This window comes from Streptomyces sp. NPDC014995 (assembly GCF_043080745.1).
In the GTDB taxonomy this organism is placed as follows: Bacteria; Actinomycetota; Actinomycetes; order Streptomycetales; family Streptomycetaceae; genus Streptomyces.
In genome coordinates this window covers 174,603-189,628 of record NZ_JBIBVX010000011.1, presented here as the reverse complement: position 1 = coordinate 189,628, position 15,026 = coordinate 174,603, and the positions used below count along the sequence as shown (strand labels likewise).

Below are 15,026 nucleotides of genomic sequence, written 5' to 3'. Positions count from 1 at the left end.
CAGCCGCTGTCCGGCCGGCACCTCATGGCCGTACAGTCGTCCCGTCCGTCTCCAACACAGCTGTAGAGAGTGGCGAGCAAACCGGTGGACGTGCAGAAGAAGCTCGACGAGATCGTCTCAGCGGTCTCCAGTGCCCGATCCATGCCGATGTCGGCCTCGTGCGTGATCAACCGCGCCGAACTGCTCGCCCTGCTGGAAGAGGTGCGCGCGGCCCTGCCCGACTCCCTCGCGCAGGCCCAGGAGCTGATCGGCGGCCGCGAGCAGATGGTCGAGCAGGCCCGCCAGGAGGCCGAGCGGATCATCGAGACCGCGCACGCCGAGCGCGGCTCCCTGATCTCCGACACCGAGATCGCCCGCCGCTCCCAGGCCGAGGCCGACCGCATCCTCGCCGAGGCCCGCAAGGAGGCGGAGGAGATCCGCGCCGAGGCCGACGACTACGTCGACTCCAAGCTCGCCAACTTCGAGGTCGTCCTCACCAAGACCCTCGGCTCCGTCGGCCGCGGCCGCGAGAAGCTCCTCGGCACCGGTCCCGGTCTGGACGAGCAGGGCTACGAGGACGAGGACGCCCCCGAGCGCAGCCACGACCCGGAGACCCTGCGCCGCGACGCCGACGCCTACGTGGACGCCAAGCTGGGCGCCTTCGAGGCGGTCCTGGCCAAGACCCTGGACGCCGTCGGCCGCGGCCGGCAGAAGCTGCACGGACGCATCGCCAGCGACGACCTCGGCGCCCTCGCCGACGACACCACGACCTTCCAGCACTCCTCCGACGCCGACTACCTCGCCGACCTCGCCGGCCTCGCGGAGCAGGACAGCCCGGCCGAGCAGCCCGCGCAGCACCAGCAGCGGTACGACCAGCAGGCCGCCCAGCCCGCCTACGGCTACCAGCAGCAGGACCCCTACGCGGGCGGCTACCAGCAGCAGACCTACGGCGGCCAACAGGACCCGTACGGCTACCAGCAGGCCGACCCCTACGCCTACCAGGGCTACGACACCCAGCAGGCCCCCTACGACCCCAACCAGGCCGCGGAGCAGCCGCAGCAGCCCCAGCAGGACCCCCAGGCGTACGCCCTCGACGAGACCAGTCTCTTCGACACCGGCATGATCAGCGCCGAGCAGTTGCGCGCCTACGAACAGGGCCGCGGCCTGTAACGGCCGGGGCGGGAGCACCGGATTGGGCTGTGAGCGAATGCTCCAGTATCCTGGCTCTTCGGTCGCGTGTGCGCTTCGCCGACTCCGTATACGCCCGCGATCACCGCTGCCCGGAACACCGAAGGGCAGTGCCCAGAGTTCGGAAAGATCGAAAGCAGGAATGGCCCTGAACGCCCGCCTCGACCACCGCAACCCTCTCGTGTTCGACACACACGAGCTGGGGCGGCGTCCTGGCGCGCTGCAGCGCCTGACCCGCACGATCGACGCCCCCAGGGACCTCGGTATCCAGGGGGTCATCGGAGTGCCGGAAGGCGCCCCGGTGGAGCTGGACCTCCGCCTCGAGTCGGTCATGGAAGGTGTGCTCGTCACAGGCACCGCCCGTGCACGGGCCGAGGGGGAGTGCGTAAGGTGTCTGGAGCCGGTCGGGCTGGAGCTCGAAACGGACTTCCAGGAGATGTTCTCGTACCCTGACGCCGACGAGCGGGGCCGTGTCAAAGCGGATCCCGACGACGACGCCGAGGACGACGAGGACAGGCTCTTCCTCGAGGACGGAATGTTCGACCTCGAACCTCTGCTGCGCGATGCGGTGGTGCTCGCACTGCCGATGCAGCCGGTGTGCCAGGAAGACTGCCCGGGCCTGTGCTCCGAGTGCGGAGAGCGGCTCGCGGACGACCCGGACCACCACCACGACGCCGTCGACATCCGTTGGGCGGCATTGCAGGGACTCGCCGGTTCACTCGAAGACGGCGAGAAGGACGAGATGAGCGGCGCCGAAGCGGGCGTCGACGAGAAGCAGGAGAAGTAGCCGTGGCTGTTCCGAAGCGGAAGATGTCGCGCAGCAACACGCGCCACCGCCGGTCGCAGTGGAAGGCTGCGGTCCCCACCCTGGTTGCGTGCGAGCGCTGCCACGAGCCCAAGCAGCAGCACATCGCGTGCCCGTCTTGCGGCACCTACAACAAGCGCCAGGTCCTCGAGGTCTGAGCGGCTGGTGAGAGGCTTCATGTCTGACGCCAAGGCGGAATCAGTCGCCAGGAAGAAGGCGGACAACACGGCCTCGTCCCACACGCTTCTGGAAGGGCGGCTCGGCTACCACGTCGAGTCCGCCCTTCTGGTGCGCGCGCTGACCCACCGTTCCTACGCGTACGAGAACGGCGGTCTGCCGACGAACGAGCGGCTGGAGTTCCTCGGGGACTCCGTGCTCGGCCTCGTCGTCACGGACACGCTGTACCGCACCCACCCCGATCTGCCCGAAGGCCAGCTGGCCAAGCTTCGGGCCGCGGTGGTCAACTCGCGCGCGCTGGCGGAGGTCGGTCGCGGCCTGGACCTGGGCTCCTTCATCCGGCTTGGCCGCGGTGAAGAGGGCACGGGCGGCCGGGACAAGGCGTCCATCCTCGCCGACACCCTGGAAGCGGTGATCGGCGCGGTCTATCTCGACCAGGGCCTCGACGCGGCCTCCGAACTGGTGCACCGCCTGTTCGACCCGCTGATCGAGAAGTCCTCGAACCTCGGAGCCGGCCTGGACTGGAAGACCAGCCTCCAGGAGCTCACCGCGACCGAAGGACTCGGCGTCCCCGAGTACCTGGTCACGGAGACCGGCCCCGACCACGAGAAGACCTTCACTGCTGCCGCCCGCGTCGGAGGCGTCTCGTACGGCACCGGCACCGGCCGCAGCAAGAAGGAGGCGGAGCAGCAGGCCGCCGAGTCCGCGTGGCGGTCCATCCGGGCCGCGGCGGACGAGCGGGCCAAGGCGGCCAAGGCCGTCCAGGCCGTCGACGGCAGCCCGGACCCCGAGTCCGCCTCCGCCTAGCACCCGGCCCGTCCGGGTGCACCGACGTACAGCGCGACCGAGCGCCCGCCCCGCCGCTGGGGTGGGCGCTCGGCTCGTCCGGAGAGAACTCCCGTACAGGGGGAGCGAGAGACCTCCCGTAGAGGGGGAGTGACGGGGGAGCCCATGCCCGAGTTGCCCGAGGTCGAGGTCGTCCGGCGCGGTCTGGAGCGATGGGTCGCCCATCGCACGGTCGCCGAGGCCGAGGTGCTGCACCCGCGTGCCGTACGCCGTCATGTGGCCGGCGCCGACGACTTCGTGCACCGCCTCAAGGGCCACCGCGTCGGCGTTCCGAGCCGCCGCGGCAAGTACCTCTGGCTGCCCCTGGAGGACACGCCCCAGGCGATCCTGGCCCATCTCGGTATGAGCGGCCAGCTCCTGGTGCAGCCGCAGGGTTCGCCCGACGAGAAGCACCTGCGCATCCGCGTCCGTTTCGCCGACGCCCTCGCCACCGAGCTCCGCTTCGTCGACCAGCGGACCTTCGGCGGTCTGTCGCTGCACGACACCACCCCCGACGGCCTGCCCGACGTCATCGCCCACATCGCCCGCGACCCCCTCGACCCGCTCTTCGACGACCAGGCCTTCCACCAGGCACTGCGCCGCAGGCGGACCACGATCAAACGGGCCCTGCTCGACCAGTCGCTGATCAGCGGCGTCGGCAACATCTACGCGGACGAGGCCCTGTGGCGCGCCCGCATCCACTACGACCGTCCGACCGCGACCCTCACCCGCCCCCGCACGGCCGAACTCCTCGGCCACGTCCGGGACGTGATGAACGCGGCCCTCGCCGTCGGCGGCACCAGCTTCGACAGCCTGTACGTCAACGTCAACGGCGAGTCGGGCTACTTCGACCGGTCCCTGGACGCCTACGGGCGCGAGGGCCTGCCCTGCAGGCGCTGCGGTACGCCGATGCGCCGACGCCCCTGGATGAACCGGTCCAGCTACTTCTGCCCGAAGTGTCAGAGGCCGCCGCGCGTCGCGTCGTAGCGCTCGCGGGCCGCGAGAACGTCGTCCATCCGGCCCTCCACCAGGTGGATCAGGTCCAGGAGCCGCTCGGCCACCTCCTGGCCGAGCGGGGTCAGTTCGTAGTCGACGCGGGGCGGGTTGGTCGGCTGGGCCTCGCGGTGCACCAGGCCGTCGCGTTCCAGCGCGTGCAGCGTCTGGGACAGCATCTTCTCGCTCACACCGTCGACGCGGCGGCGCAGCTCGTTGAAGCGCAGCGAGCCCTCCCGCAGCGCCCCCAGCGCGAGCGCGCCCCAGCGTCCCGTGACGTGCTCCAGCGTGCCGCGCGAGGGACAGGCCTTGGCGAACACGTTGTACGGGAGGTCCTGCTCCGGGGTGCGCTCGTGAATGCCGTTCATGTCTTCAGCGTAGGCGAAGACAGCGCTAACCGACAGGTTGCACTAACTGTCAGTTAGTGCGTTGTCGTGGGGGTATCGCGGAGGAGCCGGTGGGGGCGGACCGTCTAGTAGCCGAAGTCCTGGGTCCACCAGGGGCCGCCCGCCCCGAAGTGGACGCCCACGCCCAGTGTCTTGAAGTCGCAGTTCAGGATGTTGGCGCGGTGGCCGGGGCTGTTCATCCAGGCCTCCATCACCGCCGCCGCGTCGGTCTGGCCCCTGGCTATGTTCTCGCCGCCGAGGTCGGATATGCCGGCCTTCGTGGCTCGGTCCCACGGGGTCGCGCCGTCCGGGTCGGTGTGGTCGAAGAAGCCGCGCGCGGCCATGTCCTCGCTGAACTCCCGGGCGAGGTCCGCCAGCGCGCTGTTGGCGGAGAGGGGGCTGCAGCCGACCTTGGACCGCTCCTCGTTGACGAGCTTCAGGACCTCAGCCGCGGCCTGGGCCTCCGCCGAGACCGTCACCGGGGCGCTGGTCTTCTCCGGTGCCTTCGTGGCCGTCCTCGACGGGGTCTTCTTCGGTGCCTTCGTCGGTTGCTTCGACGGTGTGGCCTTCGGCTTCTCGGTGGTCGGCGACGCGCTCGGCGACGCCTTCGTGGCCGAGGCCGACGGGGAAGGTGATGCCGACGGGGTCGAGGCCGAGGGCGACGTGGACCGGCCGGTGTCGCGGCTGGTCGGCGTACCGTCGCGGTCGTTCTCGAGAGCGCCGGAGGTGCCGCCCTGCTCGGAGGCCGAGTTGGTCGGCGAGTCGGCGGCCTGCACCTTGTCGGCGGAGCCGCCGACATCGCCGATCCGGTAGTTGTCGAGGCCGGGCACCACGCCCGAGGCCACCGCGACCGTGCCGAGGGCGACCGCCGCGGAGACGCCGAGCAGGCCCGTCCTGACCGGAGTCACGGCCTTCTTCTTGCGCCGTCGGCCCGAGCCGCCCCGCCCCGGTCCGGGCCGACGCGGCCCGCCGCCCGGGGAGAACCCCCCGGCCGAGAGGACCGCCGTGTCGGCCGCCGCCCGGGCGTACTCGTCGTCCGTCGCGAACAGGTACTCCTGGCTCCGGGCCACCGAGTCGGCGTACGCCTCCGGGTTCAGGTACGCAGCGATGCCCATCGTGGGGACGTCGCCGGCGGACGAGTCCTGCCGGGCGTGCCCCTGCGGGTACGAGCCGTCGGTGTGGTTGACCCCCGTGGCGCGGCCCGTGGCGGCGCGGCCGGCGGCGGAGCGTCGGTGGCGTCCCATGTCCTGGCCTTCCTCGTCCAACTGGTCTGAGCGGAGTCCCTGAGGCCGACCCGCGCCTTGTGGCGCATGACTCCTGGTGGTCGACCTGACTCACTCGATCGAGTGAGTTTTATGTGAAATTCATTCGGTCGGGACGGTACCGCATGCCGCTGGGGGAGGAAGTGTCGCAAGAGACATCGCCTGATTAGGTAGCACCCATGAGCGAGGATGTACGGCTGGTCGCCTGGGTGCGCGGACGCGTGCAGGGCGTGGGTTTCCGCTGGTTCACGCGGGCCAAGGCGCTGGAGATCGGCGGCCTGAGTGGTTTTGCTCTCAATTTGGCCGACGGGCGGGTCCAGGTGGTCGCCGAGGGGTCCCGGAAGGGCTGCGAGGGCCTGCTGGAGTGGCTCCAGAGTGACGACACGCCCGGGCGCGTGGACGGAGTCACAGAGATATGGGACACACCGCGCGGCGGCTACGACGGCTTCGCGATCCGCTGACGAACGGACGCCCCGACCGCCGCCGGAAGCGCAGGAGCATGCCACCGGCACGTGCCCCCAGTGGAAAGAAGCAGGTGGTTGCCAAGAATCGCTTGCGGTGGCAGGCTCCGCACGCAAGGATGATCGCCACGCCCTGAGGGCCCCGCAGGAGTCGCAGCGCCGCCGTTTCCGGCCGCGCGCCCCAGGGTTGCCCACCAATACGGGGCGTGATCGTGTTGACCGTCAAACTTTTTGGTGAGACGCTGAAAGCACCCCGCGCACCTAGCTGTTTGGCATGGATGAACGGCAGCAGGAACAAGATCCTGCCAAGCATCGCGGGTGCGAATCCCTCACGACCCACACCGCTTCGGTCGGTCACTCAGTGTGGAGGACCATCCATCATGGCAAAGGCGCTTCTCGGTTACGTCGGCGGCTCCGACCCGCGACTCCTCGCCGAGATGCGACGGCTCCAGCAGCGCGTCCAGGATCTGGAATCCGAGCTCGTACGGATCCAGGCCGAGAACGACGCCCTGACGGCTGCCGCTTCTCACGACAGGATCATGGAGAGCATCGACGCACACCAGGCGGAGCCTGCGCTCACCTGATCGCTGCACCGCTCCACAACAGCACACGCAGCGGCTGGGCGATGTTTTTCAACCGCGTCGGACCGCTTAGTTGTCAGAAGTTGCAAGGGACGCTTCGGCGTCCCTTCTTTCTTTCCCCCGCGCATCCTTTCAGTGTCTTTAACGAGTGGTGTGCCCTGCGCGTTCACGGGTGAAACCGCGGGTTCATGGAGTGAGACATACCTGGGAGGTAGAGTCCAGCGCCGTGCACCTCAAGGCCCTGACCCTCCGAGGGTTCAAGTCGTTCGCGTCGGCGACCACACTCCGGTTCGAGCCGGGCATCACGTGTGTCGTCGGGCCGAACGGGTCGGGCAAGTCCAATGTGGTGGACGCGCTCAGCTGGGTCATGGGCGAGCAGGGCGCCAAGTCGCTGCGCGGCGGCAAGATGGAGGACGTCATCTTCGCCGGCACCACCGGCCGTCCCCCGCTGGGCCGCGCCGAGGTGTCCCTCACCATCGACAACTCCGACGGGGCCCTGCCCATCGAGTACGCCGAGGTCACCGTCACGCGGATCATGTTCCGCAACGGCGGCAGCGAGTACCAGATCAACGGTGACACCTGCCGTCTGCTCGACATCCAGGAGCTGCTGAGCGACTCCGGTATCGGCCGCGAGATGCACGTCATCGTCGGCCAGGGCCAGCTCGACTCCGTCCTGCACGCCGACCCGATGGGCCGCCGCGCCTTCATCGAGGAGGCCGCGGGCGTTCTCAAGCACCGCAAGCGCAAGGAGAAGGCGCTCAGGAAACTGGACGCGATGCAGGCCAACCTCGCGCGCGTGCAGGACCTGACCGACGAGCTGCGCCGCCAGCTCAAGCCGCTGGGCCGGCAGGCGGCGGTCGCGAGACGGGCCGCGGTCATCCAGGCCGACCTGCGCGACGCCCGCCTCAGGCTGCTGGCCGACGATCTCGTACGGCTGCGGGAGGCCCTCCAGGCCGAGGTCGCCGACGAGGCCGCGCTGAAGGAACGCAAGGAGACCGCCGAGCAGGAGCTGAGGAAGGCCCTCCAGCGGGAGGCGCTCCTCGAGGACGAGGTGCGGCAGCTCACGCCCCGGCTCCAGCGCGCCCAGCAGACCTGGTACGAGCTCTCCCAGCTCGCCGAACGCGTCCGCGGCACGATCTCACTGGCCGACGCGCGCGTGAAGAGCGCCACCTCCGCGCCCCCCGAGGAGCGGCGCGGCCGCGACCCCGAGGACATGGAGCGCGAGGCCGCCCGCGTCCGTGAGCAGGAGGCCGAGCTGGAGGCGGCCCTGGAGGCGGCTCAGCGGGCCCTCGACGACACTGTCGCCCACCGCGCCGACCTCGAACGGGAGCTGGCCGTCGAGGAACGGCGCCTGAAGGACGTCGCCCGCGCCATCGCCGACCGCCGCGAGGGCCTCGCCCGACTGCACGGCCAGGTCAACGCGGCCCGCTCCCGCGCCGCCTCCGCCCAGGCCGAGATCGACCGCCTCGCCGCCGCCCGGGACGAGGCCCAGGAACGGGCCGTCGCCGCGCAGGAGGAGTACGAGGCCCTGAAGGCGGAGGTCGACGGCCTCGACGCGGGGGACGCGGAACTCGCCGAGCGGCACGAGGCGGCGAAGCGGCAGCTCGCCGAGGCGGAGGCCGCGCTGACCGCCGCCCGCGAGGCGGCCACCGCCGCCGAACGCAAGCGCGCCGCGACCCAGGCCCGCCACGAGGCGCTCGCGATGGGACTGCGCCGCAAGGACGGCACGGGCGCCCTGCTCGGCGCGCAGGACCGCCTCACCGGCCTGCTCGGCCCGGCCGCGGAACTCCTCACCATCGCCCCCGGTTACGAGGTGTCCCTCGCCGCCGCTTTCGGCGCCGCCGCCGACGCCCTCGCCGTGACCAACCCGTCCGCGGCCGCCGACGCCATCCGCCTGCTGCGCAAGCAGGACGCGGGTCGGGCGGCCCTGTTGCTGGCGGGGGCCCCGGAGGAACCGGCGCCCGCCGGAGCGCGCGGCGGCCGGACAACGGGTGGGGACGATCGGGGGACGGCGTCGCCCGCGCAGGGCGGTCGCCGGGAGGTGGGGGCCGAGGGCGGCATGTGGTCCGCGCTCTCCGGTGACGTCGAAGCCCCCGTCGGTGGACCCCGGTCGGGGGCTCCGGACGCGGGCCGCCCAGGCGCCGACCCGGCGTCCACGACCTCCGCCGGCAGCGCCGAGCCGACGGCGCGGTCCGTGGACGCCGGTGCCGCAGCACAGGTCGCCCCGCTCTCCGCCGCCGGGCACGACACTGCCGACGCCCACCGGTCCCTCCCCGCGGGTACCCCGGATCGCGCCGTCACCCACCGACCGGCCGGGCCGCCCTTCGCCGCCGACCTCGTCAGCGCGCCCCTCGAGCTCATGCCCGCCGTACGGCGGCTGCTGCGCGGGATCGTCGTCGTCGGGACCCTGGAGGACGCCGAGGATCTCGTCCACGCCCGACCCGATCTCACCGCCGTGACCGCCGAAGGCGATCTGCTGGGGGCGCATTTCGCGCACGGCGGGTCCGCCGGGGCGCCCAGTCTGCTGGAGGTGCAGGCGTCCGTGGACGAGGCCGCCGCCGAGCTGGAGGAGCTGGCGGTGCGGTGCGAGGAGCTGACCGGGGCGCAGCAGGCGGCGGGGGAGCGGCGCAGGGAGTGTGCCGGGCTCGTCGAGGAGCTGGGGGAGCGGCGGCGGGCCGCCGAGCGGGAGAAGTCGGCCGTCGCGCAGCAGCTCGGACGGCTCGCCGGACAGGCCCGCGGTGCCGCCGGGGAGGCCGAGCGGTCCGCCGCCGCGGCCGCCCGGGCGCAGGAGGCCCTCGACAGGGCCGTGGAGGAGGCCGAGGAACTGGCCGAGAGGCTGGCCGTCGCCGAGGAGATGCCGGTCGAGGAGGAGCCCGACACCTCCGTGCGGGACCGGCTCGCCGCCGACGGGGCCAACGCACGGCAGACCGAGATGGAGGCGCGGCTCCAGGTCCGTACGCACGAGGAGCGGGTCAACGGACTGGCCGGACGGGCCGACTCGCTGGACCGGGCCGCGCGGGCGGAACGCGAGGCACGCGCGCGTGCCGAGCAGCGGCGGGCGCGGCTGCGGCACGAGGCCGCCGTCGCGGAGGCCGTCGCCTCCGGCGCGCGGCAGCTGCTCGCACACGTCGAGGTGTCGCTCCGGCGCGCCGACGCCGAACGCGTCGCCGCCGAGGCCGCCAAGGCCCGCCGCGAGCGGGAGCTGGCCGCAGCGCGCGGTGCCGGGCGCGATCTCAAGGCAGAGCTCGACAAGTTGACGGATTCAGTTCACCGGGGCGAGGTACTAGGAGCCGAGAAGCGGCTGCGGATCGAGCAGCTGGAGACCAAGGCGCTGGAGGAGCTGGGTGTCGAACCGGCGGGGCTGGTGTCCGAGTACGGACCGCACCAACTGGTGCCGCCCTCGCCCCCCGCCGACGGCGAAGAGCTGCCGGAGGACCCCGAGCACCCGCGCAACCGGCCGAGGCCGTTCGTGCGGGCCGAGCAGGAGAAGCGGCTGAAGGCGGCGGAACGCGCCTACCAGCAGCTCGGCAAGGTGAACCCGCTCGCCCTGGAGGAGTTCGCCGCGCTGGAGGAGCGCCACAAGTTCCTCAGTGAGCAGCTGGAGGACCTGAAGAAGACCCGCGCCGACCTGCTTCAGGTGGTGAAGGAGGTCGACGAGCGCGTCGAGCAGGTCTTCACCGAGGCGTTCCGGGACACCGCCCGCGAGTTCGAGGGCGTGTTCAGCCGGCTGTTCCCGGGCGGGGAGGGCCGGCTGATCCTGACCGACCCCGACAACATGCTCACCACGGGTGTCGACGTCGAGGCCCGGCCGCCCGGCAAGAAGGTCAAGCGGCTGTCGCTGCTCTCCGGCGGCGAGCGGTCGCTGACCGCCGTCGCCATGCTGGTGTCGATCTTCAAGGCGCGGCCCAGCCCGTTCTACGTCATGGACGAGGTCGAGGCCGCTCTCGACGACACCAACCTGCAACGGCTGATCCGCATCATGCAGGAGCTGCAGGAGTCCTCCCAGCTGATCGTGATCACGCACCAGAAGCGCACGATGGAGGTCGCCGACGCGCTCTACGGCGTCTCCATGCAGGGCGACGGGGTGTCGAAGGTGATCTCCCAGCGGCTTCGCTAGCCGGGCTTCGTTCCTTCAAGGATTGAACACACACTCCTTACGTGTGCCTCTTTTCTCACACCCGATGGTCCCTTGACTTCGAAACTTGAAGGCATAGTCTCGGCAACGTTGTTTTTACCTTCAGGTATCACTACCTCGAAGGGCACATCCGCGTCGGCGGCGTTGCCGATGGCCCGAGGAGAACACGTGACCAGCACAGCGCAGGCACCTCAGTCAGGAGCCAGGACGGCTCATCCCGATCATCTCGGGCACGTCATCTTCATCGCGGCGGCGGCCGCGATGGGCGGCTTCCTCTTCGGCTACGACAGCTCCGTGATCAACGGCGCCGTCGAGGCCATCCGTGACCGCTACGACATCGGCTCCGCGGCCCTCGCCCAGGTCATCGCCATCGCCCTGATCGGCTGCGCCATCGGCGCCGCGACCGCCGGCCGCATAGCCGACCGCATCGGCCGCATCCGGTGCATGCAGATCGCCGCCGTCCTCTTCACGGTCAGTGCCGTCGGCTCGGCGCTGCCCTTCTCCCTGTGGGACCTCGCCTTCTGGCGCGTCGTCGGCGGCTTCGCCATCGGCATGGCCTCGGTCATCGGCCCGGCCTACATCGCCGAGGTGGCCCCGCCCGCCTACCGCGGCCGTCTGGGCTCCTTCCAGCAGGCCGCGATCGTCGTCGGCATCGCGGTGTCGCAGCTGGTCAACTGGGGTCTGCTGAACGCCGCCGGCGGTGACCAGCGCGGTGAGCTGATGGGCCTGGAGGCCTGGCAGGTCATGCTCGGCGTCATGGTGATCCCGGCCGTCCTCTACGGCCTGCTCTCCTTCGCGATCCCCGAGTCCCCGCGCTTCCTGATCTCCGTCGGCAGGCACGAGCGGGCCCGTGAGATCCTCACCGAGGTCGAGGGCCGGGACGTCGACCTCGACGCCCGCGTCACCGAGATCGAGCTCGCCATGAAGAGCGAGCACAAGTCGACCTTCAAGGACCTGCTCGGCGGCTCCTTCTTCTTCAAGCCGATCGTCTGGGTCGGTATCGGCCTGTCGGTCTTCCAGCAGTTCGTCGGCATCAACGTCGCGTTCTACTACTCCTCGACGCTGTGGCAGTCGGTCGGCGTCGACCCGACGGACTCGTTCTTCTACTCGTTCACGACGTCGATCATCAACATCGTCGGCACCGTGATCGCGATGATCTTCGTGGACCGCGTCGGCCGCAAGCCGCTCGCCCTCATCGGCTCCGTCGGCATGGTGATCGGCCTCGCGCTGGAGGCCTGGGCCTTCTCCTACGACCTCGTCGACGGCAAGCTGCCCGCCACCCAGGGCTGGATCGCGCTGATCGCCGCCCATGTCTTCGTCCTCTTCTTCGCCCTGTCCTGGGGTGTGGTCGTCTGGGTCTTCCTCGGCGAGATGTTCCCGAACAAGATCCGCGCCGCCGCCCTGGGCGTGGCCGCCTCCGCGCAGTGGATCGCCAACTGGGCCATCACCGCGAGCTTCCCGTCGCTGGCCGACTGGAACCTCTCCATGACCTACGTGATCTACACGGTCTTCGCCGCGCTCTCCATCCCGTTCGTCCTCAAGTACGTCAAGGAGACGAAGGGCAAGTCGCTGGAGGAGATGGGGTAACCCCTCACCCGAACTCGGGGAGAAGGGCCAAGTCCCCGCTGCCCCTCTCCCCGTATCCGTAGGGCGTACTGCCCCGGCTCACCCGTCGAGCCGGGGCAGTACGTCTTCGCAGAACAGCCGCAGACTCCGCCACCCCTCCTCCACCGGCATGCCGCCCGCCAGCGGATGCAGGACGAGGTTGTCCAGGCCCTGCGCCAGGCACTCCTGCGGGGTGAGGATCCGGTACACGCCCTCCGCGCGCAGCTCCTCCACCGTGGTCGCCGCCGACCGCACCGCCGAGCGGATGTCGGCCGACTGCCACGAGGCGTAGGTGCGGGCCTCGTGCAGGAAGTGGCCGCCGTACTCGGCCCACGCCCGGTCCGGGTCCTCGGCGAGGTGCAGCAGCGGGGTCTCGGCGGGCGGCATCAGCACCCAGCCCTCGGTGCCGTACTCCACCAGCCGCTCCTTGTAGTAGGCCTCCAGCTCCGGCAGGTGAGCGCTGGGGAAGAAGGGCAGGCCGAGGCGGGCGGCCCGGCGGGCGGCGGCCCGGGAGGAGCCTCCCACCAGCAGCAGGGGGTGCGGCTCGGTGCACGGGCGCGGGGTGACCCGTACCGTACGGCCCCGGTACGGGAACTCCTCGCCGGTCCAGGCCTTCAGCAGGGTCTCCAGGAGTTCGTCCTGGAGCCGGCCGCGCCGCTTCCAGTCCACGCCCGCCCGGGCGTACTCCCCCGGCCGGTATCCGATCCCGGCGACGGTGACCAGGCGCCCGCCGCCGAGCAGGTCGAGCACCGCGATGTCCTCGGCCAGCCGCAGGGGGTCGTGCAGCGGACCGATCGCCGCCGAGACCGTGACCGTCAGGCGCCCGCCCTTCTCCCGGCCGCCCGCCGCTCCGTTGCCGCGCGTGGCCCCGAGGACGGCGCCCGCGAAGGCGAACGGCGACGGCAGCCAGTTGTTCTCGGCGCCGTGGTGTTCCTCCGTCTGGACGGTGGAGATCCCGTGCTCGTCGGCGTACGCGGCCATCTCCAGGGCCGTCCGGTAGCGGGCGCCGAGCTCGGCGGGGGAGGCGCCGGGGGCGACGAGGTTGAAGCGGACGACGGTGACGGGCATCGGGAACCCCCTTCTGGTGGGGGGACGGTAGCTGACGATACGTCAGATCTCCAGGGCCGAGGGGAGGGCGGTCGCCGCCTGCCGCCGGGAACCGGCCGTCCAGCAGGCCGACCCGCGGGTCGCGGCCGCGCGGGGGAGCGCCGCCCTCCGGCGCGGCCGCGACCACGGCGCTGCGGCGGGTCATCGAGCGCCGCTGCCGCCCCGCGGCGAGCCGGAGCGGGAGACGGACCGCCGGCTGGGGCCGCGGCGGCGGGCGGGGGCCGCCCCGCACCGGAGCGGCCGGCCGGCCGTGCGCAGACACCCTCCCCGGCGCGCACGGACGCGCGCCGGGGAGGGATGGATACTGGACGCGTTATGGAAACCGTCATCCTTGCTGTAGTCATCGCCGTGGTCGTGCTCGGCGCGCTCGGCGGGCTCATCGTCGGCAGCCGGCGGAAGAAGTCGCTGCCCCCGCCGCCCCCCGCCGCGCCCGACATCACCGCGCCTCCGGCCGAGCCGCACGTCGGCGACGAGGCCGAGACGCCCCGCGACGAACCACGCCGCACGATCGAGGAGGTGGACCTCCCGGGCGGCGGCGCTCCCACCGCCGTCGAGGAACCTCCCGTTGTCGAGGCTCCCGGGATCGAGATCCCGGAGCCCACCGCCGGGCGGCTCATCCGCCTGCGCGCCCGTCTCTCCCGTTCCCAGAACGCCCTCGGCAAGGGGCTGCTCACGCTGCTCTCGCGCGAGCACCTCGACGAGGACACCTGGGAGGAGATCGAGGACACCCTCCTCACCGCCGATGTCGGCGTCCAGCCCACCCAGGAGCTGGTCGAACGGCTGCGCGAGCGCGTGAGGGTGCTCGGCACCCGCACCCCCGAGGACCTGCGCGGGCTGCTGCGCGAGGAGCTGCTCAAGCTGGTCGGCACCGACGTCGACCGCACCGTGAAGACCGAGCCCGAGGACCGCAAGCCCGGCATCGTGATGGTCGTCGGTGTCAACGGCACCGGCAAGACCACCACCACCGGCAAGCTCGCCCGGGTGCTCGTGGCCGACGGGCGGACCGTCGTCCTCGGCGCGGCCGACACCTTCCGCGCCGCCGCCGCCGACCAGCTCCAGACCTGGGGCGAGCGCGTCGGCGCCCACACCGTGCGCGGGCCGGAGGCCGGCGACCCCGCCTCCGTCGCCTTCGACGCGGTCAAGGAGGGCAAGGAGATGGGGATCGACGTGGTCCTCATCGACACCGCCGGCCGGCTGCACACCAAGACCGGCCTCATGGACGAGCTCGGCAAGGTCAAGCGCGTCGTCGAGAAGCACGCCCCGCTCGACGAGGTGCTGCTCGTCCTCGACGCCACCACCGGGCAGAACGGCCTGGTCCAGGCCCGGGTCTTCGCCGAGGTCGTCGACATCACCGGCATCGTGCTGACCAAGCTCGACGGCACGGCCAAGGGCGGCATCGTCGTCGCGGTCCAGCGCGAGCTGGGCGTACCCGTCAAGCTGGTCGGTCTCGGCGAGGGCGCGGACGACCTGGCGCCGTTCGAGCCGGAGGCGTTCGTTGACGCCCTCATCGGGGACTGACCCC

The 15,026-nt window shown here is 71.4% G+C and carries 13 protein-coding genes; 10 read left to right on the top strand and 3 right to left on the bottom strand.

The genetic code is table 11. The annotated features are described in order from the left end of the window. Nucleotides 1–84 precede the first annotated feature (84 nt). From ACF1A1_RS22785 to mutM, 5 genes are all read left to right on the top strand, one after another. Nucleotides 85–1,149 carry an ATP synthase F0 subunit B gene (locus tag ACF1A1_RS22785; protein WP_392002418.1) on the top strand — a complete coding sequence of 355 codons (1,065 nt, stop codon included), beginning with the start codon at nucleotides 85–87 and terminating at the stop codon, nucleotides 1,147–1,149. Nucleotides 1,150–1,309: 160 nt separating this feature from the next. Continuing rightward, complete coding sequence (locus ACF1A1_RS22780) at nucleotides 1,310–1,954, top strand: YceD family protein (RefSeq protein WP_392002225.1); 645 nt, start codon at nucleotides 1,310–1,312, stop codon at nucleotides 1,952–1,954. Nucleotides 1,955–1,956: 2 nt separating this feature from the next. After that, nucleotides 1,957–2,130 (top strand): 50S ribosomal protein L32, encoded by a 174-nt coding sequence (gene rpmF, locus ACF1A1_RS22775; protein WP_003951102.1) that lies wholly within the window; start codon nucleotides 1,957–1,959, stop codon nucleotides 2,128–2,130. Between the two features lie 19 nt (nucleotides 2,131–2,149). Beyond that, on the top strand, nucleotides 2,150–2,956 hold the full coding sequence (gene rnc / locus ACF1A1_RS22770; protein ID WP_392002223.1) for a ribonuclease III: 807 nt from the start codon (nucleotides 2,150–2,152) through the stop codon (nucleotides 2,954–2,956). Between the two features lie 144 nt (nucleotides 2,957–3,100). Beyond that, entirely contained in the window at nucleotides 3,101–3,961 is an 861-nt protein-coding gene (mutM, locus tag ACF1A1_RS22765) for a bifunctional DNA-formamidopyrimidine glycosylase/DNA-(apurinic or apyrimidinic site) lyase (protein ID WP_392002221.1), read from the top strand. Here mutM and ACF1A1_RS22760 read toward each other — a convergent pair. Both ACF1A1_RS22760 and ACF1A1_RS22755 read right to left on the bottom strand, forming a co-directional pair. Further along, on the bottom strand, nucleotides 3,934–4,335 hold the full coding sequence (locus tag ACF1A1_RS22760) for a winged helix-turn-helix transcriptional regulator (RefSeq protein ID WP_392002220.1): 402 nt from the start codon (nucleotides 4,333–4,335) through the stop codon (nucleotides 3,934–3,936). The genes mutM and ACF1A1_RS22760 overlap by 28 nt on opposite strands. A 104-nt stretch (nucleotides 4,336–4,439) precedes the next feature. Then, the gene (locus tag ACF1A1_RS22755; protein ID WP_392002219.1) at nucleotides 4,440–5,597 is read right to left on the bottom strand and encodes a CAP domain-containing protein; all 1,158 of its coding nucleotides are present in this window, start codon (nucleotides 5,595–5,597) and stop codon (nucleotides 4,440–4,442) included. 197 nt (nucleotides 5,598–5,794) lie between these two features. Between ACF1A1_RS22755 and ACF1A1_RS22750 the strand changes: the two genes are divergently transcribed. From ACF1A1_RS22750 to ACF1A1_RS22735, 4 genes are all read left to right on the top strand, one after another. Then, nucleotides 5,795–6,076, top strand: a complete 282-nt coding sequence (locus ACF1A1_RS22750; protein WP_392002217.1) for an acylphosphatase — start codon at nucleotides 5,795–5,797, stop codon at nucleotides 6,074–6,076. A gap of 380 nt (nucleotides 6,077–6,456) precedes the next feature. Continuing rightward, complete coding sequence (locus ACF1A1_RS22745) at nucleotides 6,457–6,660, top strand: hypothetical protein (RefSeq protein ID WP_058922942.1); 204 nt, start codon at nucleotides 6,457–6,459, stop codon at nucleotides 6,658–6,660. A gap of 223 nt (nucleotides 6,661–6,883) precedes the next feature. Further along, nucleotides 6,884–10,774, top strand: a complete 3,891-nt coding sequence (locus tag ACF1A1_RS22740; protein WP_392002216.1) for an AAA family ATPase — start codon at nucleotides 6,884–6,886, stop codon at nucleotides 10,772–10,774. A 186-nt stretch (nucleotides 10,775–10,960) separates the two neighbouring features. Further along, on the top strand, nucleotides 10,961–12,379 hold the full coding sequence (locus ACF1A1_RS22735; RefSeq protein ID WP_392002215.1) for a sugar porter family MFS transporter: 1,419 nt from the start codon (nucleotides 10,961–10,963) through the stop codon (nucleotides 12,377–12,379). Nucleotides 12,380–12,457: 78 nt separating this feature from the next. Here the strand turns inward: ACF1A1_RS22735 and ACF1A1_RS22730 are convergent, their stop codons facing one another. Continuing rightward, the gene (locus ACF1A1_RS22730) at nucleotides 12,458–13,465 is read right to left on the bottom strand and encodes an LLM class flavin-dependent oxidoreductase (protein WP_392002214.1); all 1,008 of its coding nucleotides are present in this window, start codon (nucleotides 13,463–13,465) and stop codon (nucleotides 12,458–12,460) included. A 354-nt stretch (nucleotides 13,466–13,819) separates the two neighbouring features. On the opposite strand from ACF1A1_RS22730, the gene ftsY reads away from it, so the two are divergent. Then, complete coding sequence (gene ftsY / locus ACF1A1_RS22725) at nucleotides 13,820–15,022, top strand: signal recognition particle-docking protein FtsY (RefSeq protein WP_392002213.1); 1,203 nt, start codon at nucleotides 13,820–13,822, stop codon at nucleotides 15,020–15,022. Nucleotides 15,023–15,026: the final 4 nt, after the last annotated feature.